Here is a 19,747-nt window from a genome sequence, read left to right as displayed (position 1 = left end):
TCCGCCGGGAGGGGAGAAGGAACAATGACACGACACCACACGCCCGCCCGGGGTTTCGATCGCCGATCGTTCCTGCGCTACTCCCTGATGGCGGGCGGTGCGGCCGGGGCACTGGGTGTCACAGGGGCCCTCTCGGCCTGCAGCAGCGGCAGTTCCGACACCGGGGGCGCCTCGTCGACCAACCCCAAGGTCCAACTCTCCTGGCAGAAGAACATCGAATTCGCGGGTGAATACTGGGCTTTGGAGAAGGGCTACTTCGAACAGGCGGGACTCGGCACCCCCGAACTGCTCACCGGCGGCGGCGCCGGAACCGGCGTGGAGACCGGCCTGACGTCGAACAAGGTGTGGATCGGGATGACCGCGCCACAGCTCACCGCGCCGGTCATCCTGCAGGGTGCCGCCCTCAAGACCGTCGCGGCGACCTTCCAGAAGAACCCCTTCTGCATCGTCTCCTCGGCCGGCGCGCCGATCACCACGCCACAGCAGATGGCCGGCAAGAAGATCGGTGTGCAGGCATCCAACGAGAACGTCTTCAAGGCGCTGCTCACCGCCAACGGGATGACCGAGGCCGACGTCCAGAAGATCACCGTCCAGTACGACCCGACACCGCTGACCAAGGGTGAGGTCGACGGATGGGTCGCCTACGTCACCAACGAGCCGATCACGTTGGCGGAGTCCGGTTTCGCCAATACCAACTTCCTGTTCGCCGATTTCAACCTGCCGCTGGTGGCCGAGACGCTGGTGGTGCGGCAGGAAACCATCGACAACGAACGCGACAAGGTGAAGGCCTTCCTCAAGGCCGATATTCAGGGCTGGTACGACGCCGTCGCCGACCCGGCCGGATCGGCGAAACTCGCCGTCACCAAGTACGGCAAGGACCTCGGACTCGACGAGGCCGAGCAGACCAAGGAGGCCACCGCACAGAACGGTCTCGTCGTCTCCGACGACACCAAGGCCAACGGCCTGCTGACCATGACCGACGCGCTCATCGACCAGAACATCGAGGCGCTGGCCAAGGCGGGATACACCCTCACCGCCGAGCAGATCTTCGACATGTCGCTGATCAAGGAGGTCTACGCGGAGAACCCCGACCTCAAGCGGGCCTGACCGGCGGCGGCCGCGCCCACGGGCATCTCCCGGGGCCGCGGCCGCCGGCTCTTGTACCCTGGACGGCGAGTATCGGCCGGAGAATCCGGTGCCGCGGTCGGCGAGGAGTGAGCATGTCGGACTTCATCAACAAGATCAAAGAGGACGCCAAGGCGATCGGCGCGGCGATCGACAACGAACTCACCGTGCTCGAGGGCGTCCCCGGTTACGACCCGCTCGCCGACGAGACGTCGGACGACAGCGCAGCGTCCGTCTCTGATGCCCCATCTTCTGGTGACGCTCCCTCCGACGATCCGGCCTCCGATGACACCGAGGGCGGCGGCTCGTCCGCGTAGGGCCCTGTCGTGGCCAGTCTCTTCGTGCGTGCGTTGCACGCGCACCAGTGGATCTACGAGCACTCCGGTGGCCTGATCGGGCATCGGCTGTTGTTCGGCAATCCGACGCTGCTCCTGCACATGACCGGACGCAAGACCGGTCAACCCCGCACCACCGCCCTCACCTACGCCCGGGACGGGCAGGCCTACCTCGTCGTCGCGTCCAACGGCGGATCACCCCGTCCGCCGGCGTGGCTGGCAAACCTCAAGGCCATCCCCGAGGTGGAGATCCAGGTCGGGCGCAAGCACATTCCGGTCACCGCTCGCGCCACCTATCCCGACGACCCCGACTACGCCCTGCGCTGGGAGATCGCCGACAAGGTGAACAGTGGCCGGTACGCGCAGTATCAGGCCAAGACAAGCCGGCCGATCGCGATCGTCGAGTTGATGCCGCGCGGGTGAGGCGGCCCGACGCCACGATCCCGCGGCGCGTGCCGTTGGAATCAACCTGAGTCGGAATGCTGCATGCTTCAGATTCGACGCCCACAGTGGTGGGTGGCGAAAGGAAGGTGCGCACAATGACTTTGGCGCAGATCGAGGCCCGTGGTGCTCACGAGGCGGTGGCGCGGGACCTTTACCGGGCGGCCGATATCACGGTGACCAAGCTGGGGGAGCACATCGGTGCTCGCGTGGAGGGCGTGCGACTCGGCGGCGACGTCACCGACGAGCAGGCCGAGGCGATCCGGACCGCGTTGGCCGTCAACAAGGTGATCGTATTCTCCGGTCAGGAGCATCTCGACGACGACAGCCAGTACGCCTTCGCGCGCCGACTCGGCGAACCCACCGCACCGCATCCGACGGTGACGTCGCGAGGCGAACAACTGCTCACCATCGAATGCGCGGCCAACAGTTGGCATTCCGACGTGACCTTCGTCGACCGCATCCCCAAGGCGTCGTTGCTGCGTCCGATAGTGCTGCCGAGCTACGGTGGTGCGACCACCTGGGCGTCCACCGTCGCGGCGTACGAGCAGTTACCGAAACCATTGCGTTCCTTGGTCGATGACTTGTGGGCCACGCATTCCAACCTGTACGACTACGCCGGACAGAAGGAGGCGTCCGGCGGAATTGATGTGGTCCAGAAGGAAGCGCACTACACCGAATTCACCAGCACCGAGTTCTACACGCTGCATCCGGTGGTGCGAGTACACCCGGAGACCGGGGAGCGCAGTCTGTTGCTCGGCCATTTCGCCACGGAGTTCCGCGGCCTCAAAGCATCCGAGTTCGCAAGTCTGGACGCGCTTCTGCAGGCGCGGATCACCAAGCTGGAGAACACCTTCCGATGGAACTGGAGCTACGGTGACCTGGTCATCTGGGACAACCGTGCCACCCAGCACTATGGCATCGCCGACTTCGGCAATCAGAAGCGCGAACTCCACCGCATCACGCTGGCAGGCGACGTCCCCGTCGACATTCACGGACAGGCGAGTCGGATACTCCTCGGCGACGCCTCCCATTATTCATCGGTGGAGCAACCGCGACGGCTGTCGGCGTTTGCGGCGTGAGGCCTGGTGAGGTGGTCGGTGTGCGAGTGGCAGCAGTTTCGGCGGGTTCCGCCCCGGCTCAGGGCCAAGGGGGGCGTCATCCCGCCGGGCGCAGAGGGCGACGGGAACCCGCAGGTCGATCCGCAGCCGCAACTCGAGACCGAACCCGAGGGTGGCTCCGGAGAACTCGCACCGGACGTCGAGGTGCCCGCGAGTGAAGCCCCGGCCGGCGAGGACCCGTCCGACACGGGCCCGAGCCCCGCGCTCGTGCCCGCGGCCTGAGCGCGCCTCGCGAACCACATCGGAATGCCCGGTGCGTCGTCACGTCACCGGGCGTTCTGCGTGTCCTCTACGGGGCCGACACGCCTGACTACGCGGCCTCCCGGTCTTCCATTCTCGTCGGGTGAGCACGTTCGGGGGAATAAGCCCCCACTGATTCTATTCGTCATCACGACGATCTTGGTAGCGACGTGGGGCGACCAGAGTTTCCGGGATGCCGTGGTGAGTGGATTGATCTTTGCGGCGGTCGCGTTCGTGGTCTACACCGTGTGGGACATCCTGGTGCGCGAGTTCCGACGCGGATGGATCGAGGAGCGTCCCCGCCGGGACGTCGAGGCGTAGTCTCTTCGGTCAACATCGCTGTGTAACAGCATTTCCCGGCGTGCGCCAATCGGCCGATCGGCAACTGTCGGTGCCCCGGTTCCGCCGGGTCAGGGAAAACCGATTGGCGTTCACGCTCGGCAACCTGATACTCTCGTCACCACGTTCACGCGATGCTGTAACTCGCTTGTTGAACCAGAGGCCGGGGTGGATTACAGAAATCCCCCGGTCTTGTCCAAACTTCCTCGGCGCATCCCGGATCAGTCGGTCTGGGGTGCGCCCAGTGTGCCGTTCGACGATACGGTTTCGGAATTGGTTGCGGCAGAGGCGTTGTCGGGTGCCGACAGTCGGCCCAGCATGATCGTCGATGCCAACATGAGGGCGAGTGCGACGATCACGACGATGTCTCCGGCGTGCCCGACCCGCAGGCTTTCCTGGTAGATGGTGAGGCCTAATGCCATCGCGGCAACCGGTTTGAGCACGGTCACCGCGGGCAGGCTCGTCTGTACGTCGCCGGCCTGGTAACTGGACTGCTGCCACAGCGTTCCGAGGGTGGCCGTCACCGCCATCGCCCAGAACTCCCAACTCGCCAATCCGGTCAGGAAGCCATGGCCGAACTCGGCGATGGTGGTCTTGGTCAGCGGGGCCGAAACCCCCAGCAGGACACCGGCTGCGATCGCCAGTGCCAATGACCGCCAGGTGCCGTGTGGCAGCCGCGAGCCGACTCCGACACACACCGCGACCAGCGGCACGATGATGATGATCGGAATGATCCATGCACTGAACGCGGGATCCTCGATGCCGTGCATCGGTTGCCCCAGCACCATGAATACCACCAGTGAGGCGAAGAGTATTGCCGCCCAAATCCATTCCCGGGCGATTAGCCTGCGGTGCTCGGTGATCGCGGCCAGTGGTAGCGCAAACAACAAGGTGCTCACCAACAATGGCTGCACGAGCATGAGACTGCCGACCGCCAACGCCCATGCCTGCACCACGAATCCGAGGATGTCGGCGCCGATACCGAGTAGCCAGGTCTTGCGGCGGGCGAGAGTCACCAGGAATCCTGCGCCGGTCGCGCCCTCGTCCGGCAATCCCTGGGTGCCCTTCGCCTGGAGTACCGACGCAAGCGCGAACAGCATGGCGGCAACCAGTGCCAGGATCATCGGCAGGATCACGTCTACTCCACAATGTCGGGTCGTTCGGCGGTCATCGACATCGCTAGAGGTTACCCGGGGCGGCCGTTCACATGTCCGCTACGTCCGAATGGTCGAGACATGGCTACCTCACGAATGTCTCCGGTTGCGGCCTGGTAGGTGCTGGTCTTCGCAGTTGCTCAGGCAGTCGCCGTCTTCCTGCCTCTGCTCGTCATGCTCCAAACTGTCGAGTGCGGCGCAGTGGTCGGTCGAAGCACCAGCGTTCATAGACCGGTGAACGCGACTGTGGCAAGCCGTGACTCTGGGTCGCAGGAAGGCGTCGAGCACCGTGTCGCGTCCGTGCGGGGGAACCTGCGTGCCGGAACCAGCCATGTGGTCACGCCCGAAGACTGCCGTTAACTGTGTGTTCTCGTGGAGCCGCCCAGGGGAATCGAACCCCTGACCTAGTCGCTGAGAGCTGGCGGGATGTTCAGTCCGGATCGGGGCCGTCAGTCCGGTTAGTGCTGGTCGCGTGCGCCGAGGCCGCTTCTGTGTTCCGGGGAGTGCCGTTCGGGCTTTCTGTTTTCGTGCCCTTTGCGTGGCCGCCGTCCGCAGTCTCGATGGCCAGTAGGTCGTCCAGGGTCTCTTCCCACACGACGTCGGGGCGCCTCACGCGAACGCCGGAGACGGTTTGCCCGATTGGAAATCCGCCGTCTTGGGTCATCAGGTAGTCGCATCCCAATCGGACCGCGGCGGCCAGGTGGGTGGCGTCGGCGCCGCCGAGCTTCTTGCCCTGTTCGGCGAACGGGGCCCACTGGTCTGCGAGTGCGACGGCATCTCGCGCCAGAAATCGGTCGACGTCAGTCCACTTCGTTGCGGGTGCAGTGAACCACCCGCGTATCTGATCTCGCGTCGCCTCGGCGCTGTTGCGGTAGGGCACCAGGCAACCGACCTCGGCTTCCACGAGCGCCGACGCGGCGAGCACTACCCGGTCGTCGTTCACGGCCTGGAGTAGCAGAAGGGCGCTCTTCCATCTCGGTTCGTCCGTGTCGGGGTGAGGTACCGGATTCTGCAGGAGCAGGTCGCAGAAGACGGACGTGTCGACGTAGATCCGAGGCGGTGGGGCGGGCACTCGACTCATCCGCGCATCCGATCAAGGAACTCGTCCACGGAGAGACCGCCGAGTATCTCTGTGCTCACCGAACCTAGGAGGGCGCCGACGGCGGGGCGGCCGCTGTTGTCCTCGGGCATTCGCTCGAGGCGGTCCACATCGATACGAACGGCCTGACCGCGCGCGTTGAGTCGGATCTCGCCGCCGACAATCACTCGGTGCCGCCATGCGTCGCGTGCCGCGGACTCGAGCGATTCGGGAGTCACGGCCTCGACCACCTCGTTGCGGTTCTCGTCTCGGATAGCGAGTTTCAGGACTCGCCGCTTTCGGAGTTCGCCGACTGCAAAGACACGGCCGACGACGGTTCCGTATGTCGTCTGGTTGGGCTGGACCGCGGCCAGTGCGTTGGTCTTCACCTTGTCGCTCAGTTCGACGCGCCGACCCACGCGCCCGTTGTAGGTCGCGAGCGAGACCGACCGGACGCCTTCGTGCGGGGCAGACAGGTCAGCGATCCGGTTGACTGTCGTTGGTTGAAACAACCGCGGCACGGCCGGCTCGCGTTCGAGAGTTCGCGCCCCGTCGACGAGGGCCTGCACTGGGACGAGCATGTCGCTGAGTTCCCGTTTGAGCGGTGCCTCGCGCGGAGTCAGACGAATGATCAGACTGTTCCCGCTATGCCGGACGCCACCAAGGATCCACACCGGGCGAGTCGCACGGTCGACGTACACCTCGTCGATCTCTTTCAGGGACCGGACGACTTCGTCGAGCGTGCGGGTGAAGCGCGCGACCTCGGCGCGCTCACGGCCCTGGCGCAGGGTCACCTGCAGCCCGTTCGCTCCCATACGCAACACCGTAGCCGGTCGGTGTGACCGTATCGCGTCGAAACGGATACAGAAGCACGGGTTGACCAGCGCTGCACGAGAAACGCGGACGTCCCCGCAAAAAATAAATGACTCACCGGACAGTCAGGTGTGGGCCCCCTTCGGATATTTCGACGGAGTGGGGGTCAGCCTGTGGTGAGCGCTCTGCGAGGGGGCGAGGTGCGCTATGCCAGCGCGAGGAGCTGTCCCAAGTGTCAGCACGACACCGCCGACCGCTATCCACAGATCGCGCACCAGCTGCCGTCGCTGATCGTCGAGCGCTCGATGAGGCAAGCGACCTATCCGTTCTACTGGGGGATGTCTGAGGAGCAGATGAACGGTGACGACGGTGGGTAGGCCGCGCCTCGGGATCGGCACCTACGGCAAGATCACGCGCAGCCAGCTCGGCGACGGGCGTTGGATGGCGCGAGCCCGCTACCGCGACTTCGACGGGGTCACCCGTCAGGTGAAGGCCCACGGTACGACCGGAGCGAAAGCCGAAGCGGCGCTGAAAGATGCGATCCGCGAGCGTCATCGCGCGGCGGGCGGCGACGACCTCACGGCCGACAGCACCGTCGCCGACCTCCTCGACCGGTGGATGGGAGACGTCCGCAACTCGGACCGCTCACAATCCACTGTCGAGTACTACGAACGGGCGGTCGAGAAGTTCATCAAGCCGGGCCTCGGCGCCGTGACACTCCGCGAATCGACTGTCGGCCAGATCGACCGGTTCCTCCGCGCGATCCCGACACCTTCGGGCCAGCGAGACGCGCGCGTCGTCCTGCGCCAGGCGTTCGCGCTCGCGGCCCGGTACGACTGCGTCCCGCACAATCCCGTGACCGACGCGTACCGACCGCCGACGTCCCGGGCGAAACCGAAGGCCCTCACCGTCGACGACGTCCAGGAGTTGCGCCGGCGGATCCGCGCGTGGCAGGAAGAGCAACGCCTCGGGCCGCGCCGGACGCACGACCTCGTCGAGATCGTCGACGTCATGCTCGGCACCGGCGCCCGAATCGGAGAAGTGCTGGCGCTCCGCTGGCAGGACCGCACCGACCTCGACGCCGACCGCGTCGCAGCAACGATCGCCGGCACCGTAGTGACAAGCAAGGGCCGCGGCTGCTATCGACAGGACCGGACGAAGACCGACGCCGGTCGGCGGACCGTCATACTTCCCCAGTTCGCCGTCGAGGCGCTCAGACGCCAACGTGACCGCGGTATCCCCTCGGCCGAGGGGCTGATCTTCCCGACGCGGACAGGCGCGCCTCGATGGCCGGCCAACGTCCGGACCGCCTGGCGGAAAGCACGCGCGACGACTACGGGTGGGTGAAGCCGCACAGCTTCCGCAAGACCGTCGGCACGATGGTCGAGCGGGAACTCGGCGTCGGCGCGGCGTCGATCCAGCTCGGTCACTCGGGCACAGCGGTCACCGAACGGCACTACGTCGAGCGCGCTGTCGACGCTCCCGACACTCGGCACATACTCGACCGATTGGCCTGATTCCGTGCCGTATTCGTGCCCTGGAAACGACTAAGGCCAGGCGACCGAGTCCGATAACCCGATCTACCTGGCCTTATCCGAGCCGCCCAGGGGAATCGAACCCCTGACCTATTCATTACGAGTGAATTGCTCTACCGACTGAGCTAGGGCGGCGTGCTGCGCGAGGCAGCGCCCACGAGTGTAGCGAGTGGGCTTCGGGGAGCCAAAACAGGCCGGGCCTCGGTCGGCGATGCAAGGTCGTATCGTCGGATCGTGACCGCTCCACGTAGCCCGGTAACCGCTGCCGAAGCCACTGAGCAGCTCGGCGACCCCTGGCGCGTGATGGCCGACGCCGCTCATGCGTCATTCCGCACCGGGAACATGGTCACCGGTGGCACCTTTGTCGTCCGCATCATCGATGCCTCCGAGCGGGCCGATCGCCATCCCGACATCGACCTGCGATACGGCGCGGTGCACATCCGTCTGAGCACGCACAGCAATCGCAGCACCACCAGGGCCGACGTCGCCCCAGCCACTACGATCGCGGCGATCGCCGCCGAGCTCACGCTTGCCGGCACCCCTGCCCCGTTCGGGCGCGTCGACATCGACATCGCCGCACTCGACATCGCCGCTCGCACCCTTCTGGCGGGCGGCGCCGGCCTACGTGACGAGCCCGAACACCATGGCCGATCTCGAGGACCCCGACGGCATCCTGCCGACGGTGTGGTTTCAACAGATGGACACCGAGCAACCGCAACGCAGCCGCACCCACGTCGGCCCATGGGGTTTCCCATGATGCGGTCGCCTTTGATGGCTGCTGTGATCGCGGCCGGTGGGCACCTCGTGAGCGACGAGTTTGCGCCCGAATGCGTGGGTGCTGGCCGACGTTGAGGGTAACGAGATACGCCTATGAATCTGGCAAGACCGGATCGCCCTCGAAACCGATGTGTTCAGGTCAGACCGTGGGCCCGCCGGTGGCGTAGATGACCTGGCCAGTGACATAGGCCGAATCCGGCCCGGCCAAGAAGGAGGCGACTCCAGCAATATCCTCGGGCTGGCCGACCCGACCGAGCGGGATCTGCGTGGACGCCGTGGCCACGAGATCATCGAACTCCATCCGCATGCGTGCGGCAGTCGCTCGGGTCATCGCCGTGTCGACAAAGCCGGGAGCGATGGCATTCGCGGTGATCCCGAATCGACCCAACTCGACGGCCAGCGTCCTGGTGAACCCTTGGATACCGGCCTTGGCTGCGCTGTAGTTGCTCTGTCCACGATTGCCCAGCGCGGCGACCGAGGAGATGTTGACGATGCGGCCGGTGCCGGCGGCCGCCATGAACGGCTGAACCGCCTGAGTCGTGATGAAGGCCGCGCGCAAATGCACGTTCATCACCTCATCCCAATCCTGCAGTGTCATCTTGTGAAAGAGGTTATCGCGGATGTATCCGGCATCGTTGACCAGGACGGTGGGGTCCCCAAGGGTCTGCTTCGTCGATTCCACTGCTGCGGCAACGGCATCGGGATCGCGGACGTCGGTCACCACGTGGTGCACCGTGCCCTTATTCGACAGCCTTTTGGCGGTTGGCTCGAGTTCGGAGGCATCGTTGTCGAGCAGTGCCACAGCCATGCCGTCGGCGAGTAGGCGGGCGGCTACTGCTGCTCCGATGCCGCGGGCGGCTCCGGTGACCATGGCCACCTGAGAAGTGTTTTCAGACATGGATTCTCCTGATCATTGAGTGGTGGAGGTGTAGTTGCGGGCTCGTCAGCGGCCGACGAACCGGGGTTGACGCTTCTCCGAGAATGCGTGGCCGGCCTCGGTGGCATCGGCGCTGAGGCCGGTCGCCACATGTCGACGGCATTCTGTGCGAAGGCATTCGGTGAAGGAGAGTTCTGTGGCGTCATTGAGGTTGGCTTTGATCGCGGCGAGGGCAAGAGGCGGGCCGGCGGCCAATCGCTGGGCCATGGCGTCGAGGTGCGACTCGAACTCTGCGGCGACGACGCTCTGCGATGCCAGGCCGATCTCGACGGCCCGAGCGGCGGTGATTCTCTCGTTGAGCAACAAGACTTCATGGGCGCGGGCCGACCCGATGAGTCGGGTCAACGACCATGACAACCCGAAGTCACCGCTCATGGCCGCGGTGAGAAATGCGGCGCGAAAGACCGCCGATTCGGAGATCACCCGGAGATCGCACGCGGCGGCGAGTGCAAAGCCCGCACCTGCGGCCGCGCCGTCGACCGCAGCGATACTCACCATGTGACCTGCGCGCAGGATCTCTGCCGCCCGGACGTGCGCGCGCAGACGGCTTTCGGCCACCGCAGGGGTGAGCCCGGTGTGATCAACGGTGAGATCACCACCCGCGCAGAAGGCGCGGCCTGCCCCGCGGATGACGACGACCCGGGTTGACTCGTCGCCGTCCAGCGACTCAAGGGTTTCCACGAGCTGGTCGAGGAGGGCGTCGTTCATCGCGTTCATCGCCTCGGGACGGTTGAGGGTCACCGTGGCGATTGCGCCGCTCCTGGCGAGCGTCACTTCGTTCATTACTGTCTCCTGATGAGTTGGGGCGCCGCAGACGGCGCGTGATCGGTGGCGTAGACATGGCGGGGCTTCACATATCCGGCCAGCCGGTCAGCCCGGTCGGTTCGGTGGTGTCGTGCGCGGCCGAGATCTGTTCTGCTGTCATGCCTGCTCCCGACAACACAGCCTCAGTCTGGTCGGTGCGATCAGTGGCACCGGCTCGCACGGGAGTACGCGAGAGCCGGGGGATCGCCGGAGCAGCAGAGTCATAGGTGAAGCTGTGCCGGTACCGGATATGAGAATCGGCGGACACCTCGTCGGGGTCGAGGACCGGGGAGACACAAGCATCCACTCCGGCGAAGACCTCGGTCCATTCCGCACGGGTGCGCGAGGCGAATACCGCGGTGAGGTCGGCCGCGATCCGCGGCCAGGCGGTGCGTGGATACTGGGGTGGCACCGCACCGAGCCCGAGCGTTGACCACAGTGCTGCAAAGAATTGCGGTTCCAGCGCGCCGACGGCCATGTATCGGCCGTCGGAGGTTTCATAACACCGGTAAAACGGTGCGGCTCCGGCTAATACGCTCTCCCCGCGGCTGGGGGCGGCCGAGGTTCCCCACATCTGGCGGTGCATGGACATCAGCGACACTGCCCCGTCCACCATCGCCACATCGAGGTATTGGCCGGCCCCGGAGCGGGTGCGCTCGAAGAGCGCGGCAACGATGGCCATTGCCGCCACGAGAGAGCCTCCGGCGAAGTCTGCCACCAGGTTCAGTGGGATGCTCGGCGGACCATCGGTGGGCCCCAACATTGCCAACATTCCGCTCATCGCAAGGTAATTGATGTCGTGGCCGGCCGCGTTCCGCATTGGTCCGTCCTGGCCGTATCCGGTCAGGGAACAGTAGATCAGGTCGGGTCTGATACCGCGCAGATCGTCATAGCCTGCCCCGAGTCTTGCGGCGACACCGGGGCGAAAGCTCTCGACAAAGACATCGGATTCGGCGGCCAGCCGATGCAATGCCTGTTGGCCAGCAGTAGATTTGAGATCCAACGAGATAAACCGCTTGCCCCGGGACACCGCATCCAGTGGTAGCCCTGCCCGACCGCCGCCCACGACGGTCACCTCGGCGCCGAGATCGGCGAGCAGCATCGTCGCATAGGGGCCGGGTGCCAGTCGAGACATGTCGAGGATCGATACCCCGGATAGTGGTCCTGTCATGGGGGCGGCGTATCGAGTCTCATCAATTGTCGGCGGTACGTCGGTGCTCATCTCTCAGCGCCCACTGAACTTGGGAGTACGTTTGCCGACAAAGGCACTGATGCCCTCGGCCACGTCGGCGGTGTGATTGATGATCTCCACGGCATACTCGGCTTCGCGCAGCGATTGATCAAGAGTCTGCACGCCGGCGTTGCGCACCAACCGCTTGACGATTCGGGTAGTCAGTGGTGCGGTTGCCGCGAACTTGCGGGCGAGTGCGAGGGTGGCGCTCGCGGCGTCGTCGACGACCTCGGTGAGCAACCCCAGCTCGAGTGCCTGTTGTGCATCGTAGATCTCGTTGCCCCACAGCATCTTTAGTGCCTGGTCGGTGCCCATGGCGTGACTGAACAACCATGCTCCCCCCTCATCGGGGAGCAGGCCCACGCGGCCGGAGGTGTCGCCGAGTCGGGCGGTGGCATCGGCGATGCGGATATCGCACGCCAGCGCCAGGGCCAGACCGCCGGCAACTGCAGGGCCGCTGATCATGGCGATGACCGGCTTCTCGCAGATCGCCAGGGCTCGGATCACCGAGTGCATACCTTCTCGAATCACCACCCCATGCCCGAACTCGACGGCCGCGGCGTGCTCGGTCTCATACGTGCTTGTGAGATCCCCGCCGGCACAGAAGGCCCCGCCCGCACCGGTGATGATGAGTACCCGTGCGGTGTCATCGGCGGTGAATTGCGCTATTGCCGAAGTTATTTCGATAGCAGTCTGGGTTCGGTAGGCATTGCGCAGAGGAGCTCGGTTGATGGTGATCCGGCGAATGCCCGGTTCCCAATCGTCGACGACGATATCGGTCGACGGGTTGGATACGAGGGGTTGGGTCATCGTGGTCCTCCGGAGATCTCGGCCGGTGTGGTGTCCCTGGCTTGTCGTGTCAGTGAGCGGCGGTCCGTCTTGCCGGTGGGCGACAACGGTAGTGAGTCGAGAAAGTGAATCCGCCGCGGGTGCGCGTATGCAGGACCTTCGGTAAAGAAGAACTCGCGGAGGCTCGCCTCATCCAGGTCGGACCCGGTCTCACGAACGATGAAGGCAACTGGCACCTGCCCTTTGGTGTCATGAGGCAGGGCGACAACCGCGACATCGCGTACCTGTGGATGCCGGGTCAGGATCGCCTCGACCTCGGCCGGATACACGTTTTCGCCACCGACATTCATGCGATCATCGGCGCGCCCCCGAAAGTAGAGCCAGCCGTCTTCATCACTCACGGCCAGGTCGCCGGTGGCGAACCAGCCGTCGGCCTTGCGTTTACGGGCATCCTCATCGGGCCGTCCCAGGTAACCCAGCGTGGTACACAGCGGGCTGCGCAACCACAGTTCGCCGGTGTTGCCGGGGGCTACCTCTTCCCCGTCGTAGTCGACGATCCGGGCCTCGAATCCAGGCAGTGGCCGGCCGATGCTTCCGTTTCGGCGAGGACCGATGAGGGGGTTCATCGTCGCGGCAGGGCCACATTCGGTGAGCCCATAGCCCTCCACGAAACGCGCATTGGGGAAGACCTCGGTGAGCCGGTCGATCAGGCTCGGTGGCATCGGAGCCGAGCCGCAGCAGATCAATCGCAAGGCGCTGTAGTCGCGTGCGAGTTCCGAATCAGGCTGGGACAACATGAGTTTGAACATCGCCGGAACCCCCAACGAGTAAGTGGCTCGCTGTTCGGCAAAGGTGCGCAGCACGGTAGCGGGCTCGAAGGAGGGCAGGATATACACAGAACCGCCGACAAAGAGCATCGGCAGAATCCCACATGCTGCGGCGTTCATATGGAACAGCGGGGCTGCCAGGACGACTCGATCCGAGGGATTGAGATAGCAGTTCTGACTGAGTAGTTGGGCATCGCGCAACAGCATCTGGTGGGCAAGTTTGACACCTTTGGGGGTGCCGGTGGTCCCGGAGGTGTAGGGCGCCCAGGCCAGTTCCTCAGGGTGTGAACTCATCTCGGGTCGCTGGGCCGGCGACGACGCCAGCCATGCCTCGTGTTCGACCATGTGTGATTGAGATCCATCCGCCGTGACCGCCAGTATTACGCGTTCATCGTCGGCAAAACATGCGGCGTGGGCTGCGGCGGTGGTGCCGGCAAGGACGGCGACGGCGCCGCTGTCGTTGAGATGCATTCGGTGCATCGCTTCGGTGAGGTTGGGATTCACCGGGACGGCAACGGCACCGGCACGGATTGTTCCCAAGGTGGCCTCGACAAACCGGATATCGTTCTCCCACAAGATGAGTACTCGGTCGCCGGCGTGAATCCCGGCGGCGAGAAGCCCGCACGCCACCCGATTGATTCGCTCGTCGAGTTCACGATAGGTGAAGGTACGGTCGTGTTGGATCAGTGCCGGCTCGTCGGGGCGGAAGTGGAGTCCGAAGTCGGTGATCGCGCCGAGGTTGTCGGTGAACGCAAATCCGGGCATGAGTGGTCCTTTCGGTGGGTGTCGCCGAGTTCTTCAGTCTCGGCTGATGACCAGCGAGGCGTTTTGGCCGGCGAAGCCGAAGGCATTCACCTGAAAGGCGTCGAGATCGACTGAGCCCGGGGAGCCGAGCGGAACACGAAACTGGATGTCGGGTTCGAGATCGGTGGTCGAGGCGGTCGGCGGGAGGGCTCGGGTCGCGAGGGTGTGCAGACCGGTGATGACGCCCATCACTCCGGCTGCCCCGGCCGTATGTCCGACATGACCTTTGATGGATGTGGCACACACTGACTCGCCGAAAACGGTGTTGATGGCCAAGATCTCGGCGGTGTCGCCGACGGGCGTTCCAGTGCCGTGTGCCACGACCGCGCCGATCTCGCCGGGGTGGAGCCCGGCATCGGTTTGGGCCGCCTGCATTGCCGCTATTTCCCAGCGCGCAGACGGATCGGGGGAGGAGGGGTGATAGCCGTCGGACAGCGAACCATAACCGCGGACGATTCCGTCGATGCGGGCACCGCGAGCGCGGGCGTGTTCGGCGCGCTCGAGGATCACTACGCCCGCACCGTCGCCTCCCATGACCCCCTTGCGATTACGGTCGAATGGGCGGCAGATCTCGTGCGGGTTGTCGATGTCGGTGGGTGACATGCCGTACCGGGCGGCGCCGAGGCTGCTGATCTTGACGCCACCGTTGTCGGTTCCGCCGGCGATCGCCACATCGGCCTGGCCGCTGGCGATCATGCGTGCGGCAATACCGATCGCGTCCAGCGACGATGCGCATGCGGTTGAGATCGTCAGCAACGGGCCATGAAGATTCCAGCGCAGCGCGATGTGTCCGGCCGCCATGTTGGGCCACGCCATCATCTGTAGCTTTTTGGGTACCGAGCCGTAACCGCCTGCGTCATAAGCCTCTTGGGCTCCGGCGAGAGTTGCTGCTCCCGCCATCGAGGTACCCATGACCACGGCGGTGCGAAGTGGGTCGAGCTGGCCGATCCCGCAATCTGCGACGGCCTCGGCGGCGGCGGCCACGGCGTACTGGGCGAATCTGTCGCTGCCGCGTTCGGTGCGTTCATCGAGCCAGTGAGTCGGGTCGAATCCGGTGACCGGGGAGTAGTAGAGATGACCTCCGGTCTCTGCCGACCATGGCGTGGCTTCGACTGCCACGGTGGCTTTGTCCAGACCGGCGCAGAAGTCGGGGATGGTCAGGCCGAGGCTGGAGATCACGCCCTGTCCGGTGATCGCGACGGTTGTCATGTCGGAGTCCTCTCGCCAGTGCCACCGCTATGTGACGGCGGGCACATGAAATCTAGCGAGAATATGACATTGATGTCAATATCAAGTCTGCGGATGTGGACGCGGATGCGGGCGCAGACAAGCCCCGGGCGGTCGGCTGGAGCACCAGGGCGCGGCGGTGGTTATCGGTGGGGGAGCGCGGGGTGAATCTCGGTCAGGGGTGTGTGGCGTCGAACGCCGGGGCATCCTCGCCGAGCCCAATGCCCTGACACCAGATGTTGGTGATGGTGCGTACCGCGGTGTCGATGTCGACACCCTCTGGGTTGTCGCGGAAGATACGGATGGAGAACTGCATCACCATGGCGTTGAGAGCGCGCGCGGCGTAGTGGGGATCGATGTCTGTCGAGATGTCGCCGCGCTGCTGGAGCCGCAACAGTGAGCGTTCGGTTCGCTCGATGTTGAAGTGAATCAGCTCCTCGAGTAGCCCGCCGATCTCGGGATCAACAGCGGCGGCCACCGACCACGCTTCCATCAGGCGCCAATGTTTGCCGTAGCCCTCGAGGTAGGCGCGGTTGGAGGCCTCGACCACATCGCGGGCGTTGAGGCGCTCGACTCCGGCCTCGTGTTGACGGGCAGCTTCTTTGATCGCATCCTGCTGGGTCTCGATCACTGCCAGAAAGGCTGCCTCTTTGGAGGGGAAATAGGTGTAAAAGGTGCCGTATGCGGCGCCGGCTTCTTTGACGATGTCGGCAACCCGGGAATCGATGAATCCGTCGCGCTCGAAGACGACGCGAGCTGCATCGAGCAGTCGATCGCGTGTGCGGCGCCCCTTCTCGCTGAGTTGATCGACACTCTTTGCAGGTCGATCATCGGGGCTGGTCACATCGCTGGACATCGTCGGCTCACGATACCGGACTGCGGTGGTCGACTCGGTGAGCGCTCGCGCTTGCCGTCACACCGAGTCGATCACTCCGCATGTTGCGGCCAAACCCTCGGCGCGGGCCGCAGCACCGACGGCGTGGGTCTGCTTCTCGTGTGCCGTGTTGGTCTGCGCAATGCCCTCGGTTCGCGAGGTCGCCGCCGGCCGGCCGTAGACGCGCGGTACGCACGCCGGGAGGCGAGCGTAGGTGGCTGCGGGTGGGAACGACTCTCGGTGTTCGGTGGGAGATGTGCCGAAGGCCCGACCGAATACCGGTGGTGAACGACCCGACGCTGGTCAATCCGACCGTCGCGCAGATGTCGGCGACGCTGCGGTCGGTGCCGCGCAGCATCGCCGCGGCTCGTTTCATCCGCCGCGTGGTTCGGCGAATCGGGTGTCGACCAGTTCCTTCGCACGGAGCAGGTGACGCGCAGGCGGACGCGAGGGCATGGATCGATTATGAGTCCTGCGCGTCGCGGCGGAGGAACTCCGCGCCCCGCGGCGACAATTCGTATCCGACGTCGAGGCTGTGGGTCAGCCCGAGCTTCTTGAGTTTCCGGACGTCGAGCTTGAACTCGGGCCGTGGTCGTCCGATCTCGGCGGCCAACTCGGTGGAGACCACCGCGGGACGACGGCCGATGAGGGACAACACTTCTCGCGTCCACGGGCCGTGCGTGGAGTGGGCGTCGAGGCGATCGAGTCGTCGTTGCAGGTCGGTGAGGTCGTCGTCGGAGAGCGTGGCGTCGTTACGCAGTGCGATGCGGAGGTCCGGTCCGGCATATCTCAGTCCGATCCGGAAGACGGGAGCTTCGTTGCGACGCAACGCCTTACCGGCATCGGCCACGGAATCGAAACCGGCACGGCGGGCGTCGTCGTCGGTGATGTCGGCGAGGGTGATCTCCTCGACCGAGGTCACCTCGACGACGATCTCGTTGCTGATGAACCGCGAACCCGCTGCGACGCGCGGCGACGTCCATCGTCGAAAGGCCAGATCCACCTCGCCGTCGACGATGCGTCCCGTCAGCCGTGCCGGTATCAGCATGGCGCCCAGGATAGTAGCGATATCCGCGCGTCACACGCGATTGCGGGTCGTATCGTCGGGTCATGACCGAAACCCCACGCACACCCCTCACCGCCGCCGAGGTCACCGCCGCCGTCGCCGATCCGTGGCGCGTCATCGGGGACGCCCTGCAGGCGGCCTACGCCACGTCGAACATGGTGACCGGTGGTCGATTCGTCGCCCGCATCATCGACGCGGCCGAGGCGGCGAATCATCACCCCGACATTGATCTGCATTACGGCTCAGTGCATCTCACGTTGAGTACGCACAGTTCACATCGGATCACCGCGGCCGACGTCGCGTTGGCCGGTGCCATCGCCGACATCGCCGCCGAGATGGACTTGTCGCCACTCGCCGCGCCGCCCGCCCGGTTCGACCTCGCGATCGACGCCCTCGACCTCGAGGCGATCCGTCCATTCTGGCGTGCGGTGCTCGGCTACCGCGACGACCCCGAGCACACCCTCGCCGACCTCACAGACCCCGACGGACTGCTCCCACCGGTGTGGTTTCAGCAGATGGATTCCCCACGGTCACAACGCAGCCGGATGCACGTCGACCTCTGGTTGCCGCACGACGTGGTCGCCGACCGGATGGCCGCGGCCCTCGACGCCGGCGGTCGACTGGTCACCGACGAGCACGCCCCCGAGTTCTGGGTGCTCGCCGACGCCGAGGGCAACGAGATCTGTCTGTGTACCTGGCAGGAGCGGGAGGGTGCCCAGACCGAATGACTGCAAACGTCCCCGTGGGCGGCCGACTCGGGATTATTGCGGTGAGAGCGGCTCACGGGGACGTTTGTGGTCATCGCGGCAGGTGCCCGCTCAGCAGATCCCTTCGGCATGCGCAGCCGCGGCCACGGCGGCGGCCACGGCCGGTGCGACCCGGTGATCCAGCGGGCTCGGGACGATCTTGTCGACGGCGAGATCGTCGGCGACCACCGACAGGATCGCTTCTGCCGCAGCGATCTTCATGCTTTCGGTGATGCGGCGCGCACCGGCGTCGAGGGCACCCTTGAACACGCCGGGGAAGGCAAGGACGTTGTTGATCTGATTCGGGAAGTCGCTGCGTCCGGTGGCGACGACGGCGGCGTGCTTGGCCGCGACCTCCGGGTGGATCTCCGGGTCCGGGTTGGACAGGGCGAAGACGATCGCGTTGTCGTTCATCGAGGCGATGAACGCCTCGTCGATCTGCCCCGCCGAGACGCCGATGAACACGTCGGCGCCGGCCAACGCCTCGGCCGCCCCGCCGACCAGACCGCGCGGATTGGTCCGCTGGGCGAGGTCTTCCTTGAACTCGTTGAGGCCGTCGCGGCCGACGGAGACGATGCCCTTGGAGTCGAGCACCACCACGTCGGCGACGCCCGCGGCCAGCAGGATGTTGGCGCACGCGACCCCTGCGGCACCGGCACCGGAGATCACCACACGCAGATCGGTCAGGCCGTGATGCAGCAACCGCGCGGCACCCTTGAGCGCGGCGAGCACGACGATGGCCGTGCCGTGCTGATCGTCGTGCATGACCGGGCAGTCGAGGGCCTCGATCACGCGGCGTTCGATCTCGAAACAGCGCGGCGCGGAGATGTCCTCGAGGTTGACCGCGCCGAAGCTCGGGCGCAGCCGGACGAGGGTCTCGACGATCTCGTCGGGGTCCTTGGTGTCGAGCACGAGCGGGATCGAGTTGAGGCCGGCGAAGGTGCGGAACAGTGCCGACTTGCCCTCCATCACCGGCAGTGACGCGCGCGGGCCGATGTCGCCGAGGCCGAGGACGGCCGATCCGTCGCTCACGACGGCGACGAGGCGGTCGGTCCAGGTGTAGCGGTTGACCAGGTCGGCCTCGGCGTCGATGGCTCGTGACACCTGGGCCACTCCGGGCGTGTAGGCGATGGACAGGTCGCGCTTGGTCTCGATGGGGGAGCGCAGTTCCACGGTCAGTTTGCCGCCGGCATGGGCCAGAAAGATCTCGTCGTCGGTGATGGGGGCGTCGGCGATGGTGGGCTCGCCGGGTCGTGTTGTGGTGTTGTCGTCCGTACTCGTCACGGGCATTTCCTCCTGGTCGGGCGACGGGCTCAGCGTCACCTGTTCTGCGCGACGTGTCGGCGTTGACGCGTCGCGGCGTGGTCGTGCTCGGCGCCAGCGCGGGGGGTATGCCGTCAGCCGTCGCACGTTGCATCCGCATCGCATGCCTGGTCAGGCGCCACGCGGATTGCTCGCAAGTGTCTCACCCGCGCTCTACGATG

Annotated in this window: 21 protein-coding genes, 1 tRNA gene and 1 pseudogene; 9 read left to right on the top strand and 14 right to left on the bottom strand. The window is 65.5% G+C overall.

Annotation, left to right across the window (positions count from 1 at the left end):
* The first annotated feature begins 24 nt into the window (after positions 1-24).
* From ABLE94_RS06430 to ABLE94_RS06410, 5 genes are all read left to right on the top strand, one after another.
* Positions 25-1,107: an ABC transporter substrate-binding protein gene (locus tag ABLE94_RS06430; protein WP_348805301.1), complete on the top strand. Its 1,083-nt coding sequence runs from the start codon at positions 25-27 to the stop codon at positions 1,105-1,107.
* Positions 1,108-1,220: 113 nt separating this feature from the next.
* Complete coding sequence (locus ABLE94_RS06425) at positions 1,221-1,442, top strand: hypothetical protein (protein ID WP_348808353.1); 222 nt, start codon at positions 1,221-1,223, stop codon at positions 1,440-1,442.
* Between the two features lie 9 nt (positions 1,443-1,451).
* On the top strand, positions 1,452-1,883 hold the full coding sequence (locus ABLE94_RS06420) for a nitroreductase family deazaflavin-dependent oxidoreductase (RefSeq protein WP_348808352.1): 432 nt from the start codon (positions 1,452-1,454) through the stop codon (positions 1,881-1,883).
* Positions 1,884-1,999: 116 nt separating this feature from the next.
* On the top strand, positions 2,000-2,983 hold the full coding sequence (locus ABLE94_RS06415) for a TauD/TfdA dioxygenase family protein (protein ID WP_348808351.1): 984 nt from the start codon (positions 2,000-2,002) through the stop codon (positions 2,981-2,983).
* A gap of 18 nt (positions 2,984-3,001) precedes the next feature.
* Positions 3,002-3,244, top strand: coding sequence for a hypothetical protein (locus tag ABLE94_RS06410; protein WP_348808350.1), 243 nt, complete (start codon positions 3,002-3,004; stop codon positions 3,242-3,244).
* 578 nt (positions 3,245-3,822) lie between these two features.
* Here the strand turns inward: ABLE94_RS06410 and ABLE94_RS06405 are convergent.
* From ABLE94_RS06405 to ABLE94_RS06395, 3 genes are all read right to left on the bottom strand, one after another.
* On the bottom strand, positions 3,823-4,737 hold the full coding sequence (locus ABLE94_RS06405) for a DMT family transporter (RefSeq protein ID WP_348808349.1): 915 nt from the start codon (positions 4,735-4,737) through the stop codon (positions 3,823-3,825).
* Between the two features lie 448 nt (positions 4,738-5,185).
* Positions 5,186-5,836, bottom strand: a complete 651-nt coding sequence (locus tag ABLE94_RS06400) for a type II toxin-antitoxin system VapC family toxin (RefSeq protein ID WP_348808348.1) — start codon at positions 5,834-5,836, stop codon at positions 5,186-5,188.
* Positions 5,833-6,627 carry a hypothetical protein gene (locus ABLE94_RS06395; protein WP_348808347.1) on the bottom strand — a complete coding sequence of 265 codons (795 nt, stop codon included), beginning with the start codon at positions 6,625-6,627 and terminating at the stop codon, positions 5,833-5,835. Before ABLE94_RS06395 ends, ABLE94_RS06400 begins: the two co-directional genes overlap by 4 nt.
* A gap of 388 nt (positions 6,628-7,015) precedes the next feature.
* Here ABLE94_RS06395 and ABLE94_RS06390 point away from each other — a divergent pair, with 388 nt between their 5' ends.
* Together ABLE94_RS06390 and ABLE94_RS06385 are read left to right on the top strand one after the other, a co-directional pair.
* Entirely contained in the window at positions 7,016-7,993 is a 978-nt protein-coding gene (locus ABLE94_RS06390; protein ID WP_348808346.1) for a tyrosine-type recombinase/integrase, read from the top strand.
* Positions 7,990-8,163, top strand: a complete 174-nt coding sequence (locus ABLE94_RS06385; protein ID WP_348808345.1) for a site-specific integrase — start codon at positions 7,990-7,992, stop codon at positions 8,161-8,163. The genes ABLE94_RS06390 and ABLE94_RS06385 overlap by 4 nt, the downstream gene beginning before the upstream one ends.
* An 80-nt stretch (positions 8,164-8,243) precedes the next feature.
* Here ABLE94_RS06385 and ABLE94_RS06380 read toward each other — a convergent pair.
* Positions 8,244-8,316: transfer RNA gene (locus ABLE94_RS06380), tRNA-Thr, on the bottom strand.
* A gap of 99 nt (positions 8,317-8,415) precedes the next feature.
* Here ABLE94_RS06380 and ABLE94_RS06375 point away from each other — a divergent pair.
* Positions 8,416-9,033 (top strand): 4a-hydroxytetrahydrobiopterin dehydratase, encoded by a 618-nt coding sequence (locus ABLE94_RS06375; protein WP_348808344.1) that lies wholly within the window; start codon positions 8,416-8,418, stop codon positions 9,031-9,033.
* Positions 9,034-9,097: 64 nt separating this feature from the next.
* On the opposite strand, the gene fabG is transcribed toward ABLE94_RS06375, so the two are convergent.
* The 9 genes and pseudogenes from fabG to ABLE94_RS06330 form a co-directional block, all read right to left on the bottom strand.
* Entirely contained in the window at positions 9,098-9,856 is a 759-nt protein-coding gene (gene fabG / locus ABLE94_RS06370; protein ID WP_348808343.1) for a 3-oxoacyl-ACP reductase FabG, read from the bottom strand.
* A 45-nt stretch (positions 9,857-9,901) separates the two neighbouring features.
* The gene (locus ABLE94_RS06365) at positions 9,902-10,678 is read right to left on the bottom strand and encodes an enoyl-CoA hydratase-related protein (RefSeq protein WP_348808342.1); all 777 of its coding nucleotides are present in this window, start codon (positions 10,676-10,678) and stop codon (positions 9,902-9,904) included.
* A gap of 67 nt (positions 10,679-10,745) precedes the next feature.
* Positions 10,746-11,870: a CaiB/BaiF CoA transferase family protein gene (locus ABLE94_RS06360; RefSeq protein WP_157079384.1), complete on the bottom strand. Its 1,125-nt coding sequence runs from the start codon at positions 11,868-11,870 to the stop codon at positions 10,746-10,748.
* Between the two features lie 54 nt (positions 11,871-11,924).
* Complete coding sequence (locus ABLE94_RS06355; protein ID WP_348808341.1) at positions 11,925-12,740, bottom strand: enoyl-CoA hydratase/isomerase family protein; 816 nt, start codon at positions 12,738-12,740, stop codon at positions 11,925-11,927.
* The gene (locus ABLE94_RS06350; protein WP_059036369.1) at positions 12,737-14,311 is read right to left on the bottom strand and encodes a class I adenylate-forming enzyme family protein; all 1,575 of its coding nucleotides are present in this window, start codon (positions 14,309-14,311) and stop codon (positions 12,737-12,739) included. Before ABLE94_RS06350 ends, ABLE94_RS06355 begins: the two co-directional genes overlap by 4 nt.
* Positions 14,312-14,344: 33 nt before the next feature.
* Positions 14,345-15,559, bottom strand: coding sequence for a beta-ketoacyl-[acyl-carrier-protein] synthase family protein (locus tag ABLE94_RS06345; RefSeq protein WP_348808340.1), 1,215 nt, complete (start codon positions 15,557-15,559; stop codon positions 14,345-14,347).
* Between the two features lie 193 nt (positions 15,560-15,752).
* Positions 15,753-16,433, bottom strand: a complete 681-nt coding sequence (locus tag ABLE94_RS06340; protein ID WP_083533907.1) for a TetR/AcrR family transcriptional regulator — start codon at positions 16,431-16,433, stop codon at positions 15,753-15,755.
* A gap of 57 nt (positions 16,434-16,490) precedes the next feature.
* Positions 16,491-16,907 (bottom strand): annotated as a pseudogene (locus ABLE94_RS06335) (helix-turn-helix domain-containing protein).
* A gap of 7 nt (positions 16,908-16,914) precedes the next feature.
* A complete protein-coding gene (locus ABLE94_RS06330) occupies positions 16,915-17,499 on the bottom strand; it encodes an ASCH domain-containing protein (RefSeq protein WP_059036366.1) in 585 nt (194 codons plus the stop codon).
* Between the two features lie 62 nt (positions 17,500-17,561).
* Here ABLE94_RS06330 and ABLE94_RS06325 point away from each other — a divergent pair, with 62 nt between their 5' ends.
* A complete protein-coding gene (locus ABLE94_RS06325) occupies positions 17,562-18,245 on the top strand; it encodes a 4a-hydroxytetrahydrobiopterin dehydratase (protein WP_059036365.1) in 684 nt (227 codons plus the stop codon).
* Positions 18,246-18,335: 90 nt separating this feature from the next.
* On the opposite strand, the gene ABLE94_RS06320 is transcribed toward ABLE94_RS06325, so the two are convergent.
* Positions 18,336-19,553 (bottom strand): NAD(P)-dependent malic enzyme, encoded by a 1,218-nt coding sequence (locus ABLE94_RS06320; RefSeq protein WP_348808338.1) that lies wholly within the window; start codon positions 19,551-19,553, stop codon positions 18,336-18,338.
* Positions 19,554-19,747 lie beyond the last annotated feature (194 nt).

Origin of the sequence: Gordonia sp. VNK1 (genome assembly GCF_040049135.1) — a bacterium.
Lineage (GTDB): Bacteria > Actinomycetota > Actinomycetes > Mycobacteriales > Mycobacteriaceae > Gordonia > Gordonia oleivorans.
The sequence above is the reverse complement of the archived record's forward strand: the minus strand, read 5'-3'. Positions and strand labels throughout refer to the sequence as shown.